The sequence below is a fragment of the Kitasatospora sp. Ki12 genome (assembly GCF_054601375.1).
On record NZ_BAAIHT010000001.1, the window covers coordinates 2,037,704 to 2,052,840 of the forward strand.

A 15,137-nucleotide genomic window follows, 5' to 3' on the forward strand; every position below is an offset into this window, starting at 1 on the left:
CCTCACCGAAGACACCACCGGGAGTGCCAGTGGCACGCGTCGTAGTCGACGTCATGCTCAAGCCGGAGATCCTCGACCCCCAGGGCCAGGCGGTGCAGCGTGCACTGCCCCGTCTCGGATTCACCGGGATCGCCGACGTCCGCCAGGGCAAGCGTTTCGAGCTGGATGTGGAGGGCCCGGTCGACGACGCGGCGCTCGCCCGTATCCGCGAAGCCGCCGAGACCTTTCTCGCCAACACCGTGATCGAGGACTTCACCGTCCGGGTCGAGGAGGCGGCGAAGTGACCACCCGCGTCGGCGTCGTCACTTTCCCCGGATCCCTCGACGACCGCGACGCCCAGCGCGCGGTCCGCCTCGCCGGCGCCGAGCCGGTCGCCCTCTGGCACCGTGACAAGGATCTCCACCAGGTCGACGCCGTCGTCCTGCCCGGCGGATTCAGTTACGGCGACTATCTGCGGGCCGGCGCCATCTCCCGGTTCTCGCCGGTGATGCAGAGCGTCATCGAGCAGGCGAAGCTCGGAATGCCGGTCCTCGGTATCTGCAACGGCTTCCAGGTGCTGACGGAGTCCCACCTGCTGCCCGGCGCCATGCTCCGCAACAACCACCTGCACTTCATCTGCCGCGAGCAGAAGCTGCGGGTGGAGAATGCGGGCACCGCCTGGACCCGCGATTACGCGGCCGGGCAGGAGATTCGGATCCCGCTGAAGAACATGGACGGCCGCTACACCGCGGACGCGCGGACCATCGACGAGCTGGAGGCGGAGGGCCGGGTGGTTTTCCGCTACCTGGACGTCAACCCCAACGGTTCGATCAATGACATTGCCGGCATCACCAACGCCGCCGGGAACGTCGTCGGTCTGATGCCGCACCCGGAGCACGCGGTCGAGCCGCTGGTGGGTACCGGCGGCACGGACGGCCTGGGTTTCTTCACTTCCGTCCTGAAGCAGCTGGTGAACGCCTGATGAGCCTCGACACCGTCAAGAACGCCGAGCAGACCCCGGACGCCGCCCAGCCCTGGGCCGAACTCGGCCTCAAGGAGGACGAGTACGCGCGCATCCGGGAGATTCTCGGCCGGCGCCCGACCGGCGCCGAACTCGCCATGTACTCGGTCATGTGGTCGGAGCACTGTTCGTACAAGAGCAGCAAGGTCCACCTGAAGCAGTTCGGCGAGAAGAAGCCCGATTCGGACGCGATGCTCGTCGGCATCGGCGAGAACGCCGGTGTGGTCGACGTCGGCCAGGGCTACGCGGTCACCTTCAAGGTCGAGTCGCACAACCACCCGTCGTACATCGAGCCCTACCAGGGCGCGGCCACCGGCATCGGCGGCATCGTGCGCGACATCCTGGCGATGGGCGCCCGCCCGGTCGCCGTGATGGACCCGCTGCGCTTCGGTGCGGCCGACCACCCGGACACCCGCCGCGTGCTGCCCGGGATCGTCGCGGGCATCGGCGGCTACGGCAACTGCCTGGGCCTGCCGAACATCGGCGGCGAGGTCGTCTTCGACTCCTGCTACCAGGGCAACCCGCTGGTCAACGCGCTGTGCGTGGGTGTCATGAAGCACGAGGACATCCACCTCGCGCAGGCCTCCGGCGCCGGCAACAAGGTCATCCTGTACGGCGCCCGCACCGGTGGCGACGGCATCGGCGGCGTCTCGGTGCTGGCCTCCGAGACCTTCGACGACACCAAGCCGGCCAAGCGCCCGGCCGTCCAGGTCGGCGACCCGTTCCAGGAGAAGCTCCTCATCGAGTGCACCCTGGAGATCTTCCGCGAGAAGCTCGTCAAGGGCATCCAGGACCTCGGCGGCGCCGGCCTGTCCTGCGCCACCAGCGAGCTGGCCTCGGCCGGCTCCGGCGGCATGCGGATCGAGCTCGACACCGTGCACCTGCGCGACCACACGCTCTCGCCGGAGGAGATCCTCATGAGCGAGTCGCAGGAGCGCATGTGCGCGATCGTGGAGCCCGACAAGGTCGACCGCTTCCTGGAGATCTGCGAGAAGTGGGACGTCATCGCCAACGTCATCGGTGAGGTGACCGACGGCGAGCGCCTGGAGATCTTCTGGCACGGCGAGCTCGTGGTGGACGTCCCGCCGCGCACCGTCGCCCACGAGGGCCCGACCTACGAGCGTCCGTACGCCCGCCCGAGCTGGCAGGACGCGCTGCAGGCCGACGCCCCGACCGCCGAGCGGCTGGCCCGCCCGACCACCGGCGAGGGCCTCAAGGCCGACCTGCTGAAGGTCGCGAGCCACCCGAACCAGGCCTCCAAGTCCTGGATCACCGACCAGTACGACCGCTTCGTGCTCGGCAACACCGTGCTCTCGGTCGGCGAGGACTCGGGCATGATCCGGATCGACGAGGAGACCAACCTCGGCGTCTCGGTCGCCACCGACGGCAACGGCCGCTTCGCCAAGCTGGACCCGTACACCGGCGCCCAGTTGGCGCTGGCCGAGGCGTACCGCAACGTCGCGGCCGGCGGTGCCAAGCCGCTCGCCGTCTCCGACTGCCTCAACTTCGGCTCCCCCGAGGACCCGGACGTGATGTGGCAGTTCGCCGAGGCCACCCGCGGCCTGGCCGACGCCTGCCTGGTGCTCGGCACCCCGGTCACCGGCGGCAACGTCTCGCTCTACAACCAGACCGGCGAGGTCGCCATCCACCCGACCCCCGTGGTCGCGGTGCTCGGCGTCATCGACGACGTCACCCGGCGCGTCCCGCTCGCCTTCGCCGAGGAGGGGCAGCTGCTCTACCTGCTCGGCGACACGGCGGACGAGCTCGGCGGCTCGGCCTGGTCCCAGGCGGTCCACGACCACCTCGGCGGCCTGCCGCCCAAGGTGGACCTGGAGCGCGAGCGGCTGCTCGGCGAGATCCTGATCTCCGCCTCCCGTGACGGCATGATCGACGCCGCGCACGACCTCTCCGACGGCGGCCTCGGCCAGGCGCTCGTGGAGAGCTGCCTCAAGGGCGGCCACGGCGCGCGGATCGTCGTGCCCGAGGGCACGGACCCGTTCGTCCTGCTGTTCTCGGAGTCGGCCGGCCGCGCCGTCGTGGCGGTGCCGCGCAGCGAGGAGCTCCGCTTCAACGACATGTGCACCGCGCGTGGCCTGCCGGCCACCCGGATCGGTGTCGTGGACGGCCAGGAGCTGGACGTCCAGGGCCAGTTCAGCGTTTCGCTGACCGAGCTGAAGGACGCCCACACCGGCGTCATCGAGGCCCTGCTGGGCTGACGGGCCGCCCCTTTGGCTCGGGGGCGAGCGGGCGAGTAACAGGGGCGGACGGTTCTACGGAACCGTCCGCCCCTCGGCGTATGTTGGGGCCCATGCCTCCCAAGTCCCGTACGTACCAACCGCAGAAGACGAGCGCCGCGCTGGCGGCGCAGAACGAGGCGCTGCGCGCCGCGGTGCACCGGCTGACCGCGGCGCAGCTGGACCTGCCGACCAGGCTCGGCTCCTGGCGGGTGCGGGAGCTGGTGGCCCACCTGGGCCTGGCGCTGGGCCGGCTGCCGGACACGCTGGACGACCAGGGGCCGGACGGGCCGGTGCTCACGCTGGCCGGCTACGCGGAGCTGAGCAGGACGATGGCCGGGGCCGTCGACGCCGCGGTGACCGAGCACGCGGCGACCGGGTACGCAGGCCCGCCCGAGGAGGTGGCCGCGGCGTTCGACCGGCCGCTCGACGCCGTGCGGGCCGTGCTCGACGGGCCGGTGGTGGCGGAGCCGGGGCGCCGGATCACCCTCCTGGCGGGCCGGTCGATGCTCCTGACCGACTACCTGGTGACCCGGCTGGTGGAGGCCGTCGTGCACGCCGACGACCTGGCCGCCGCGCTCGGCCCGGAGGCCTTCCCGCACGACCGGCAGGCCGTCGCCGCCGTCGCCCGGATGCTGGCCGACGCCTTCGCCGAGCGCGCCCCCGGCGGCGCGGTCGAGCTGCGGATCCCGCCGTACGCCGTGGTGCAGGCCGTCGAGGGCCCCCGGCACACCCGGGGTACCCCGCCGAACGTGGTCGAGACCGACCCGCTGACCTGGATCCGGCTGGCCACCGGCCGGACCGACTGGGCGACGGCGGTGGAGGCGGCCGCGGTGTCCGCCTCCGGGGAGCGCAGCGACCTCCGGGACCACCTGCCGGTCCTGGGATAGAGCCCGTGAGGCGGCTCAGCGCAGTTGGCCCGCCAGTGACTCGGCGAGCTTGCGCAGCGGTTCGCCGGTGAGCGCCTCGTCCGGCTGGGCGTCGTAGTTCTGGGACACCAGCAGGACGATGTCCCCGTCGCCCTTGGGCGTGATCCGGGAGAGCGCCGCGGTGCCCCGGCCGGCGAGGAGCTTCGTCTGCCCGGGGCCCGGCTGGTCGGCGGCGAGCTGCTGGAGGTCGGAGGCGCCGAGGCGGGCGGCGTGCTGGATGCCCGGCAGCATCAGGTTGACGGCGACCCCGCGCTGGGTGGTGGCCAGCAGTTCGAGGTCCAGCTTGGCCGAGCCGACCCGCCAGCCGCAGGAGACGTCGGCGAGCGGGGGCTTGGCCGGGATCGACGGCATCTCCGGGGGGTGGCTCATGCCGGACGGCCACGGCTGCGGCGATTCGCCGTTGCCGATGTCGCCGTCCACGGCGTGCTCGTCCCCGGTGTCGAGGGCGGGCGTCCCGGGGATCCCGGCCGCCTTGAGCGCCTTGCCGAGGTCGAGGCCGAACGGGCAGGCGGCCTCCTTCCCCTTCCCCGCCGCCTGGTCCTGGAGCAGCTTCTCGGCGACCGTGCGGACGGTGTCGTACGAGAGCCCGCCCGGGCCGGGCGGCACGCCCCCGGACGAGGACGAGCAGGCGGCCGCGCCGAGCAGGACTGCGGCGGATGCGAACAGGGCGGTGGGCCTTCGGCGTTGGGCAGCGGTCATGATCGCAGCGTACGGGCCGGGGGTCCCGCCGGGCTGCCGGTACGGTCTCAACTCCGTTGCGGTGCCGTCCGGGTCACGGCACCGACGGCCCGCTGAGGTACGTGCCGTCCGCCGAGTACGGCCAGGCGTTGGGGGTGCAGCCCTTGAGGCCGTAGATCTGCTGCATCATCGCGGGCGCGGGTTTGCCGGGGGCGGGGCAGCTCTCGTGGCCGTGGCCGATCCGGTGGCCGACCTCGTGGTTGACGATCAGCGCCCGGTACTCCTCGATCGGGCCGCTGAACTGCGGTGAACCGGTGTTCCAGCGCTTGGAGTTGACGAGCACCTGGTCGCCGACGTTGCAGTTGACCTCGCCGTGGGTGTCCAGCCCGGAGGCGCCGCAGATCCGGTCCACGGTGGCGGGCGAGGCGATCTTCACGGTGAAGTCGTAGGAGCCGGTCGCGACCAGCTGGAAGCCGTTGCGGCGGTCGTTGGTCCAGCCGCGCGGATCGCCGAGGATGCCGTGGATCTGGGCGGCGGCGGTCGCGGGGTCGATGCCGATGCCGTCCTCGACCTCGACCCGGTAGCGGCGCACGGTGCCGCGTCCGACGGCCTTGGCGCCGGCCTGGGCGATGGTGAAGGTGCCCGTGCCCTTGGTGGGGCCCGGGTCCGGCCCGGCGGGGGCGGGCGGGGGAGTGGGGACCGGCGGCGGCGTGGGCGTCGGGGTGGGCGCCGGCGTGGCGGCCGCGGTGGGCGTGGGGGCCGGTGCCGCCGGTGCGGTCTGCTCGCCGGGCGGGACGACCCGCGCCTGGGCGGTGGGGGCGGCCTCCGGGGTGCCGGCGGGCCAGGTCAGCGCGATCGCGGTGGCGCCCAGCACGAGCGCCGAGAGCACCAGTGCCGTGAGCATGCCAGGGCCTGTTCTCCGGGCCGACTTGCGGCGTCTGCCGCCGCTCTTCCGATGGGGGGCGGCTCGCCTGCTGGCGGGTCGGGCTCCGGGCATGATCGTCACCTTGGCATGGCGAACGGGTGAATGTCCATGTACCCGGTATGCAGATCACGGAGGTCCCGTGTGCCCGTTCGCCCCCCGCCCGCCGCGGACGGCCCGGTCGGGTAGGCGGCTCAGGCGGCCGGGAGCCCCAGCGAGCGGACCAGGTCCAGCAGCTCGCGCCGGTACAGCCGGTCCGGATGGTGCGCCTGCGGGCCCAGGTGGCCGTGCAGCTCCAGGGCGACCAGGCCGTGCATCCGTCCCCAGGTCCGCAGCGCCAGCGCGACGGCGGCGGGCGGGAGGTCAGGGTCCCGCTCGAGGACCTTGGCCACCAGGTCCTCGGAGAAGTCGCTCCACCGGGCCGAGGGGTCGTCCTGGAGTGCCCGGGCGGTCGGCCAGGCGGCCGCGATCAGGCCGACCAGTCCGAGGCAGGCGCGCTTCGCGGCCTCCGGGGCCGGCCCGTCGGCTGGCGGCCGGTAGCCGGACACCGGATCGCCGTAGATCAGCCGGAAGCCCTGCGGATTGGCCAGCGACCAGGTGCGCAGCGCCTCGCCCCAGGCGGTGATCCGGCCGCCGGGATCGTCGGCGGGCACGGCGTCCCGGGCGGCCTCCACGGCGTCCACGAGTGCGGTGTAGACGTCGCCGATCAGCGTGGAGATCAGGTCGTCGCGGGTGTCGAAGTAGCTGTAGATCGCACTGCCGCTCATGTCCATCTCACGGGCGATGGCGCGCAGCGAGATCGCGTCCGCGCCCTGCTCGGCCATGTGCTCCAGGGCGATCCGCTTGATCTCCGCCGTGGTCTGCGCCCGCAGCCGGGCGCGTCGGCCGGGTTTCCGATCTTCCACGCTTGACATCGTACAGAGCTGAATTAGAGTTCGGTGCGCGAAAACAGAACGGTGCACGGAAAATGAGCATCGATCACTCGGTTCGTCCAAGGGGAGGGTGACAAGCCATGGCCACGGAGAGCACGGCTGTACTGTTCGACGAGATCGGCGGACCGGAGGTCCTGCGGCTGGAGAAGGTGACGCTGACCGACCCGGGCCCGGGGGAGGCGCTGGTCCGGATCGACGCGATCGGGCTCAACCGGGCCGAGGCGCTCTTCCGTTCCGGCGGCTACTGGTACGACGCGACCCTGCCGGGCTCCCGGCTCGGCGGCGAGGCCGCCGGCGAGGTGCTCGCCGTCGGCCCCGGCGTGACGGAGGTCGCGCCCGGCGACGCGGTCAGCGTCCTGGCGGTCGGCACCGGGATGTCCGGCTCCGGCGTGTACGGCGACCACGCGGTGGTGCCCGCGACGACCCTGCTGCCCCGGCCCGCGGACCTGGACGCCGTCACCGGCGCAGCGGTCTGGCTGTCCTACCTGACCGCCTACGGCGCGCTGGTCGAGGCCGGCCGGATCGCGCCCGGCGACCGCGTGGTGGTCACCGCCGCGTCCAGCAGCGTCGGCGTCGCCGCGATCCAGATCGTCGCGGCCCTCGGCGGTGTCGCGGTCGCGGTCACCCGCGCCGCGGCGAAGGAGGACCAGCTGCGGGCGGCCGGCGCGGCCCACGTGGTGGTCGCGGACGGCGCCGCCGACACGGTGGCGAAGGTCCGGGCGGTGACCGGTGACGAGGGCGCGCGGATCGTCCTCGACTGCGTGGCCGGACCGGGTCTGACCGACCTCGCCACCCTGGTCGCCCCGGGCGGCACCCTGATCGTCTACGGCTGGCTCGACCCCCGGCCCACCCCGCTGCCGATGGTGTGGCCGCTGGACGTCCGGGGCTACGCCGTGGCCGGCCTCGTCGCCGACCCGGCGGCGCTGCGCCGCGGCCGGGCCTTCGTCCACGCCGGACTGCGCAACGGCACCCTGAAGCCGCTGATCGACCGGGTCTTCGACCTGACGGAGATCGTCGAGGCGCACCGGCACATGGAGTCCAACGGACAGGTCGGGAAGATCGTGGTGACCGTCCGGCACTGAACGGCCCCGCGACGGCGGCGGGCGGGAGCGCGGTGGCCGACGACCACGGTGCGACGGTTGACCCCTGCGGCTCGGGTGGCAGACTTCAGGGCATGGCGATCCACAGGAATCTTCTCGACGGTCCCGAACCGACCCTCCTGCCCGAGGAGGAGCGGCCCTACCGCATGCTGGCGGAGGAGTCGGCCTCCCCGACCCAGGTGGCTGCCGAGTTCCCGGTCTTCTGCCTCGCCTGGGCGATGCTCGCCGACGACGCCTACGCGGCCGGCCGCTACGTCGAGTCGTACGCCTACGCCCGCACCGGCTACCACCGGGGCCTGGACGCGCTGCGGCGCAACGGCTGGAAGGGCCACGGCCCGGTGCCGTGGGAGCACCGCGGCAACCGCGGCTTCCTGCGCTGCCTGGCGGCGCTCGCGCGGGCGGCCGGCGCGATCAAGGAGACCGAGGAGGAGGCCCGCTGCTGGCAGTTCCTGAAGGACAGCAGCGCGGAGGCGTACGCGGAGCTCAAGCAGTAGTCCGAGCCGCCGTTCGAACAGAGGGAACCAGAGGAACCCCGGACGTGCGGGTGCCCCCGGCGGAGGACCGCCGGGGGCACCCGTGTCTCACGCGGTGACCGCGCTCACTTCAGGCGCTTGCCCGCCGAACGCAGCTGCTCGGCGGCCTCGACCACGCGGGCGGCCATGCCGGCCTCGGCCAGCTTTCCCCAGGTGCGGGGGTCGTAGGTGTTCTTCTTGCCGACCTCGCCGTCGACCTTCAGCACGCCGTCGTAGTTGGCGAACATGTGGCCGGCGACCGGGCGGGTGAAGGCGTACTGGGTGTCGGTGTCCAGGTTCATCTTCACGACGCCGTTCTCCAGCGCGGTGGCGATCTCCTCGGCGGAGGAGCCCGAGCCGCCGTGGAAGACGAAGTCGAACGGGTCGGTCTTGCCGTACTGCTTGCCGATCGCGTCCTGCAGCTCGCGCAGCAGCTCCGGCTTCAGCACGACGTTGCCCGGCTTGTACACGCCGTGCACGTTGCCGAACGAGGCGGCCAGCAGGTAGCGGCCCTTCTCGCCCAGGCCCAGCGCCTCGGCGGTGCGCACGACGTCGTTGACGGTGGTGTACAGCTCGTCGTTGATCTCGTGGGTGACGCCGTCCTCCTCGCCACCGGTCGGGGTGATCTCGACCTCGAGGATGATCTTGGCGGCGGCGGCCTGGGCCAGCAGCTCCTGGGCGATGGACAGGTTGTCCGACAGGGTCTCGGCGGAACCGTCCCACATGTGCGACTGGAACAGCGGGTTCTCGCCCTTGGCCACGCGCTCGGCCGAGACGGCCAGCAGCGGGCGGACGTAGCCGTCCAGCTTGTCCTTCGGGCAGTGGTCGGTGTGCAGGGCGACCGTGATGTCGTACTTGGCGGCGACGATGTGGGCGAACTCGGCGAGCGCGACCGCGCCGGTCACCATGTCCTTGTTGTGCTGGCCGCCCAGGAACTCCGCGCCACCGGTCGAGATCTGGATGATCCCGTCGCTCTCGGCCTCGGCGAAACCACGCAGCGCGGCGTGCAGGGTCTGCGACGAGGTGACGTTGATGGCCGGGTAGGCGAACTTGCCCGCCTTGGCCCGGTCGAGCATCTCGTTGTAGACCTCGGGAGTAGCGATGGGCATGCGATCCGCTCCTGTCGGGTTGCGGCGTACGGACGGTGCTGTCCGACGCTGTGTACGCCTTCTTGACGACTCCGTGCCGGCCCGCCGACGCGCGGCGTTGCGGTGTGGCTCTCCGGCACCAAGGTTCGAGGCGACCTCCGCGGTACGGCCATGAGGGTGGAGGGCCGCCGCGGACCGGACGCCTCGGCCATCTTCCCAGACTCGTGCCCGCAGGTCAGCAGGAGCCCGCCAGTCGAAACGCCGCACCCCGGGGCGGCCGGGGCCGGTGGGACCCGCCCCGACGGGCGCCCGCCGGGAGCCCCCGGGCACGGTACGGCCGCTCGCCCGCGAGGTACGCCCGCAAGGTACGCCCGCTATCCTGCGCCCGTGGACTACAACCAGCTGGCCGTCAATCTGCTCGACGCCAAATCCCTGATCTCGTCCCTCGGCGCCATCGGGCTGATCGCGATCATCTTCGCGGAGACCGGCCTGCTCGTGGGCTTCTTCTTCCCGGGCGACTCGCTGCTGATCCTCGCGGGCGTCGCCGCCTCGAACGCCGCCTCGTCGGTGCTCGGCGACGGTGCCAAGCTGCCGATCGCGGTGCTGCTCGTCGGCTGCCCGATCGCGGCGATCGCCGGTGCCCAGCTGGGACACCTGATCGGTGTCAAGGTCGGACCGAAGATGTTCGACAAGCCGGAGTCGAAGATCTTCCGCCGCGAGTACGTGGTGAAGGCGGAGGAGTACTTCAACAAGTTCGGCGCCGGCAAGGCCGTGGTGCTGGCGCGCTTCATGCCGATCGTCCGCACCTTCCTGAACCCGGTCGCCGGCACCCTGGAGATGCCCGCCAGGACGTTCTTCCTCTGGAACGTCATCGGCGGTGTGCTCTGGACCGAGTCGATGCTGCTGATCGGCTACTTCTTCGGCGACGCGCTCGCCCCGGTGATCGACAAGTACCTGATCCCGGCGGTGCTGCTGATCGTCCTGCTGTCGGTCTCGCCGATCCTGATCGAGATCCTGCGCGAGCGGAAGAAGAAGAAGGCCGGCGTCGCCGAGAGCGTCGCCGACGCCACGGCGCAGGCCGGCGGCCGCCACCGGCGCGGCTGAGCCCCGGCCACGAGCGGACAGCACGAGGGCCGGGCCTGTTTCACGTGAAACAGGCCCGGCCCTCAGTCGTCCGTGGGGAAGTCCCGGGGGTTCCGGAGGTTCCGATTCCCTGGCATTGCCGGGGTCAGAGGCCCAGGTCGTCCAGGGTGTACGCGGTCACGTACGTCAGACCCTGCTCCTCGACCGCGCCCGCGCCGCCGCGCTCCACGATCACCGCGACGCCGACCACCTCGGCGCCCGCCTCACGCAGCGCCTCGACGGCCTGCAGCACCGAACCACCGGTGGTGGAGGTGTCCTCGACCGCCAGCACCCGGCGGCCCTTCACCTCCGGGCCCTCGATCCGGCGCTGCAGACCGTGCGCCTTGCCCGTCTTGCGGACCACGAAGGCGTCCAGCGTCCGCCCGCGCGCGGCGGCGGCGTGCAGCATCGAGGTGGCCACCGGGTCGGCGCCCAGGGTCAGACCGCCGACGGCGTCGTACTCCAGGTGCGAGGTCGCGTCCAGCATCACCCGGCCGACCAGCGGCGCGGCCTCGCCGTCCAGCGTGATCCGGCGCAGGTCGACGTAGTAGTCGGCCTCCTTGCCGGAGGAAAGGGTGACCTTGCCGTGCACGACGGCCTTGTCCTTGATCTGTGCCAGCAGGGCGTCGCGGTCGTTGCTCATGAGCGTTCAGTCTAGGGCCTGACGTCCCCGACGGCGCCCCCGGACTAGCGGCGGCGCAGCGCCCTGACCAGCACCACGGCACCACCCAGCAGCGCCACCGAACCGCCGATCACCCACGGCACCGCGCTGCGGCCACCCGTACCGGGCACCACGATCCCGCCCGCCTCGCCGCCCCAGCGGGACGCCGCCCGGGCCCGCGCGCTGCGGGCCGGCAGCGCCGGGGCGTACGGGCCGCGCGGCGGGGCGTGGTCCACCTCCTCGGCGGACCGGCCGACGATGCTGCGGCGCACCGGGCCGGAGAGCGCCGGCTCGTCCTCGTACGCGAAGAGCGGCTCGACCGGGATCTCCTCGGCCACGGAGTCCTGCCCGGCGGGGCGCTCCTCGACGTCGTCCGCCGCCTCGACGGGCTCCCCGTGCTCGGCCGCGGCGCTGCTGTCCGGGGCCTCGTCGTCCTCGCCCCCGTTGCCGTCCTCGTCCTCGTCCTCGTCCGCGTCCTCGTCGTCGGCGGAGCCGATGGGGAGGCCGAAGCGCTCGGCGTCCGCGTCGGAGAAGGCGATCAGCTCGGAGAGGTCGTCGTCGAGGTCGTCGCCGGGCTGGTCCTGGCGGTCCTCGATGAAGACCACCGCGGCGGTCGCGGCGCCGGAGTCGTCGTCCTGCTCCTGGTCCTGCTCCTGCTCGCCCTCCGGGGCGACCAGGGCGGCGGCGAACCGGTCCAGCAGCCGGCGGCCGGTGCCGTCGAGGGTCTCCTCGTCGAACTCGGTCAGCCGGCCGGTGGCGCTCAGGTCGCCCGTGAAGCGGATCACGGCGGTGCCGTCCTCGGCGCCGTCCACGACGCTGACCCGCACGGTGGCGGTCGCCTCGCCGCTGCCCCGGGCCTCCTCGCCCTCGGCGAGCACGGTCAGCACGCCCCCACGGCCCTCGATCAGCGACAGCACGCCCTTGTACGTGATCGTGGAGCCGCCGATCCGCAGCTTCAGCCGCCCGCCGATCTCCTCGGCCGGCCCGCCCCCGACGGCGGCCGGTTCGGTGCTCAGCCCAGGGACGCTCCGCGCCAGCAGCGCCGGATCCTGCAAGGCCTGCCGCACCAGCTCGGCGGACATCGGGACGACAACCTCATGCTCCATGCCACGGAGCCTACCGACCCAACCCCGCCCGGTCCCTACCCACCACCATCCGACTTTCCCCGCCCCACCCGCCCCACCCCGGCCCCGGGCCACCGCCGCCCTCCGGCCGGGGGCCGTCGCCCCTTCCGGGCGCTGCTCCGCGACCACGCGGGTTCCTCCGCCACTGCGGCCGCCGGTCAGCGGGGCCGAGGAGGGCGCCCGGTCCCTACCCACCACCACCCGACTTCCCCGCCCGACCGCGGTGCCTGGCCCCTGCCGTCGTTCGGCGGGGGCGCCGTTCTTTCCGGAGGCCGCTCCGCGACCGCGGCCGCCGGTCAGCGGGGGCCGAGGAGGGTGAGGGCGGCCGGGGGGTGGGCGGGGCGGGTCGAGGTGAGGCGGGCGGTGGAGGTGCGGAGGGTGTCGGGGGTGAGGGCGCGGGGTGGCGGGGCGTCGGGGGCGAGGGTGAGCGGGGGGCGGCCGGCGGCGGCGAGGAGGTAGTTCTGGGCGGTGTCCGGCGGGCCGGGGCGGCAGCCGGCGGTGGGGCTGCCGGGGACGGCGTAGGGGGCGGTCTGCAGTCCGGCGGTCCGCAGGCCGGAGTCGATCTGCCAGAGGCCGTCCGGGTCGCTCCCGGCCCGGACGGCGATCCGGCCGCCGGGGGAGAGCAGCCGGGTGGCGAGGCCGTAGAACTCCTGGGAGTGGAACTTGACCGGTCCGCCGTCGGCCGGTGCGGGCAGGTCGGCGAGCACCACGTCGTACGGCCCGTCGCCGCCGGGGGTGCCCGGGTCGGCCCCGCGCAGCCAGGCCATCGGGTCGGCGGCGGTGGTGCGGACCCGGGGGTCGTCCAGGGAGTGGTCGCCGAGGGCGGCGAGCGCGGGGTCGGTGCGGGCGAGCCGGGGGAGGGCGGGGTCGGCGTCGACGAGGCGGACGGTGCGCACGCCCCGGTGCCGAAGGACCTCCCGCAGGGCGAGCCCGTCGCCGCCGCCGAGCAGCAGGACCCGGGTGTCGGGGCCGGCGGCCATGGCGGGGTGGACGAGGCCTTCGCTGGCCCGGTACTCGTCGGGCCCGCAGACGGCGAGGCGTCCGTCGAGGTAGAGCCGGAGCGGGCCTTCGGCGGGGCCGGTGAGCACGATCTCCTGGTGGCGGCTGCGGGTGGCGTAGCGGACCTGGTCGCCGTAGAGAGTGTGCCGGGCGGCGCGTTCGACGGTGTCGGAGCCGGCGGCGGCGGCCGCGAGGACGGCGAGGACGAGCAGGCAGCCGGCCCAGAGCAGCCGTCGTATCCGGGGGACGGGTTCCTCCCGGAAGAGCCAGAGCACGACGGCCGCGCCGGCGACGGCGTTGACGGCGCCGGTGAGCAGCGCGCCGTCGCCGGGGCCGAGCGTGGGCAGGATCAGGAAGGGGAAGGCGAGGCCGCCGATGAGCGCGCCCACGTAGTCGGCGGCGAACAGGTCGGCGGCGGCGCGTCCGGCGTCCTCGCGGCGGATCCGCTGGATGAGGGTCATCAGCAGGGGGATCTCGGCGCCGATCAGGATGCCGATGAGGCAGGTGAGGCCGACCATGGCGGTCTGGTAGCGGCCGAGCCAGGCCCAGCAGGAGTAGAGCGTGAGGACGGAGAGTCCGCCGGTGAGGGCGAGTGCGCATTCGACCAGGGCGAAGGCGGTGGCGGGCCGGTGGGTGAACCGTTTGGCGAGCAGCGAGCCGAGGCCCATGGCGAACACCATGACGGAGAGCACCACGGAGGTCTGGGTGACGGCGTCCCCGAGCAGGTAGTCGCCGAGCGCGACGAGTTCGAGCTCGTAGACCAGCCCGCAGGCCGCGCAGACGAACGCGGCCATCAGGACGGTCAGGCGGGCGAGCCGGGGGCGGGATCGCAGCCGGGATCGACGGCGGGCGGGCAGTGGGGTGAGGCCGTGCCCGGGTCGGAGTGGGGTGCCGTCGTCGAGGTCCACTCGCGGGCGTGCGGGCGGACCGGCCGGATGGTTGATCACGAACAAACGCTAGGGGACGTGCGGGACGGATAGCTGCGCCCATCCGACGGACACTGAGCCACGTCTGATTGACGAATCGTTCCTGCGTGCGATTCGTTGACCTTCGCTTTGCAGCGTATGCCCGGACCGGTGCTCTCGCCCGGACTCCCGGCGGTCATGCCCCCGACACCACGAGCGAGGAGCGGGTGCACACCAGCTGCCCCTCCTGGGGGTAGGCGTGCCAGGTCCGCCAGAGCAGGCGGTCCGTGCCGCCCTGGGTGACCAGTGCGGTGAAGGCGCTCGGGTCGCCCGGGAAGACCCCGGCGAGGCCCCGGGGGTGGCCCTCGACCAGGGCCAGCAGCTCCTGGGCGCGGGCCGCGAAGTCGTGCGGCGGCAGGGCCTCGATCCGGGCGGCGAACTCGTACTCCCAGCCGCCGACCTGTTTGGCCACCCGGGCCGGCAGCGGGGTGCGGCGGCCGGGCAGGCAGGCGACGGTCTCCAGGCACTGGCCGGGACCGGCGTCGATCACCACCTGGTGCGAGGCGCCCAGCAGCCGCAGCTGGAGGGTGCCGGTCGTGCCGGGACGGCCGCCGCCGTCGAGTCTCAGGTCGCGGACCGCGAGAGCGGGCAGCGGGTCGCCGCCGAGGCACCAGGCCAGGTCACCGGCGCGGGTGTCCGTGTAGGAGGTCTGCAGTGTGGTGAGCATGCTCGGCTCCGCGTTTCAGCTCCGTGCGCGCCCGCCGAGCAGCAGCGAGAAAAGCCTAGGCGATGGCGAGGCTGTTCGGGGCTGTGCGGCCCTGGGCGCGGCCGACCGTGGAAGGAAGGATTCCGGCTGGAGATTCAGCAGCAGAGAAGCACGAATACGCCGGGTCCGCCGGTGATTTACCCAACTTTGTCAAGCATTCACCGT

General features: G+C 73.1%; 15 protein-coding genes. 7 read left to right on the forward strand and 8 right to left on the reverse strand.

Annotation, left to right across the window (positions count from 1 at the left end):
* Positions 1-29: 29 nt before the first annotated feature.
* The 4 genes from purS to ACYP53_RS08895 all read left to right on the forward strand — a co-directional run bounded on the left by purS (position 30) and on the right by ACYP53_RS08895 (position 4,124).
* On the forward strand, positions 30-284 hold the full coding sequence (purS, locus tag ACYP53_RS08880) for a phosphoribosylformylglycinamidine synthase subunit PurS (RefSeq protein ID WP_030232982.1): 255 nt from the start codon (positions 30-32) through the stop codon (positions 282-284).
* The gene (gene purQ, locus ACYP53_RS08885) at positions 281-961 is read left to right on the forward strand and encodes a phosphoribosylformylglycinamidine synthase subunit PurQ (protein WP_189913219.1); all 681 of its coding nucleotides are present in this window, start codon (positions 281-283) and stop codon (positions 959-961) included. The genes purS and purQ overlap by 4 nt, the downstream gene beginning before the upstream one ends.
* A complete protein-coding gene (purL, locus tag ACYP53_RS08890) occupies positions 961-3,216 on the forward strand; it encodes a phosphoribosylformylglycinamidine synthase subunit PurL (protein ID WP_189913218.1) in 2,256 nt (751 codons plus the stop codon). Before purQ ends, purL begins: the two co-directional genes overlap by 1 nt.
* 92 nt (positions 3,217-3,308) lie before the next feature.
* Complete coding sequence (locus ACYP53_RS08895) at positions 3,309-4,124, forward strand: maleylpyruvate isomerase family mycothiol-dependent enzyme (RefSeq protein ID WP_459647084.1); 816 nt, start codon at positions 3,309-3,311, stop codon at positions 4,122-4,124.
* Between the two features lie 15 nt (positions 4,125-4,139).
* Here the strand turns inward: ACYP53_RS08895 and ACYP53_RS08900 are convergent, their stop codons facing one another.
* The 3 genes from ACYP53_RS08900 to ACYP53_RS08910 all read right to left on the reverse strand — a co-directional run bounded on the left by ACYP53_RS08900 (position 4,140) and on the right by ACYP53_RS08910 (position 6,677).
* The gene (locus ACYP53_RS08900) at positions 4,140-4,862 is read right to left on the reverse strand and encodes a hypothetical protein (protein WP_459647085.1); all 723 of its coding nucleotides are present in this window, start codon (positions 4,860-4,862) and stop codon (positions 4,140-4,142) included.
* A gap of 73 nt (positions 4,863-4,935) precedes the next feature.
* Entirely contained in the window at positions 4,936-5,745 is an 810-nt protein-coding gene (locus tag ACYP53_RS08905) for a DUF3152 domain-containing protein (protein ID WP_459647086.1), read from the reverse strand.
* Between the two features lie 212 nt (positions 5,746-5,957).
* Entirely contained in the window at positions 5,958-6,677 is a 720-nt protein-coding gene (locus ACYP53_RS08910; RefSeq protein WP_189913214.1) for a TetR/AcrR family transcriptional regulator, read from the reverse strand.
* A gap of 98 nt (positions 6,678-6,775) precedes the next feature.
* Between ACYP53_RS08910 and ACYP53_RS08915 the strand changes: the two genes are divergently transcribed.
* Positions 6,776-7,777, forward strand: a complete 1,002-nt coding sequence (locus ACYP53_RS08915) for a zinc-dependent alcohol dehydrogenase family protein (protein ID WP_189913213.1) — start codon at positions 6,776-6,778, stop codon at positions 7,775-7,777.
* A gap of 92 nt (positions 7,778-7,869) precedes the next feature.
* Entirely contained in the window at positions 7,870-8,289 is a 420-nt protein-coding gene (locus ACYP53_RS08920) for a DUF3151 domain-containing protein (protein WP_049659647.1), read from the forward strand.
* A 104-nt stretch (positions 8,290-8,393) separates the two neighbouring features.
* On the opposite strand, the gene fbaA is transcribed toward ACYP53_RS08920, so the two are convergent.
* Positions 8,394-9,416 (reverse strand): class II fructose-bisphosphate aldolase, encoded by a 1,023-nt coding sequence (fbaA, locus tag ACYP53_RS08925; protein ID WP_189913212.1) that lies wholly within the window; start codon positions 9,414-9,416, stop codon positions 8,394-8,396.
* A 366-nt stretch (positions 9,417-9,782) separates the two neighbouring features.
* On the opposite strand from fbaA, the gene ACYP53_RS08930 reads away from it, so the two are divergent.
* Entirely contained in the window at positions 9,783-10,499 is a 717-nt protein-coding gene (locus tag ACYP53_RS08930; protein ID WP_229928214.1) for a DedA family protein, read from the forward strand.
* A 124-nt stretch (positions 10,500-10,623) separates the two neighbouring features.
* On the opposite strand, the gene pyrE is transcribed toward ACYP53_RS08930, so the two are convergent.
* The 4 genes from pyrE to ACYP53_RS08950 form a co-directional block, all read right to left on the reverse strand.
* Positions 10,624-11,160 carry an orotate phosphoribosyltransferase gene (pyrE, locus tag ACYP53_RS08935; RefSeq protein WP_189913210.1) on the reverse strand — a complete coding sequence of 179 codons (537 nt, stop codon included), beginning with the start codon at positions 11,158-11,160 and terminating at the stop codon, positions 10,624-10,626.
* A 44-nt stretch (positions 11,161-11,204) separates the two neighbouring features.
* Positions 11,205-12,284, reverse strand: a complete 1,080-nt coding sequence (locus ACYP53_RS08940) for a CoxG family protein (RefSeq protein WP_459647087.1) — start codon at positions 12,282-12,284, stop codon at positions 11,205-11,207.
* A 314-nt stretch (positions 12,285-12,598) separates the two neighbouring features.
* On the reverse strand, positions 12,599-14,095 hold the full coding sequence (locus ACYP53_RS08945) for a polyamine aminopropyltransferase (protein ID WP_189913535.1): 1,497 nt from the start codon (positions 14,093-14,095) through the stop codon (positions 12,599-12,601).
* A gap of 307 nt (positions 14,096-14,402) precedes the next feature.
* Positions 14,403-14,933, reverse strand: coding sequence for a DUF2617 family protein (locus tag ACYP53_RS08950; RefSeq protein ID WP_189913208.1), 531 nt, complete (start codon positions 14,931-14,933; stop codon positions 14,403-14,405).
* Between the last annotated feature and the right edge of the window lie 204 nt (positions 14,934-15,137).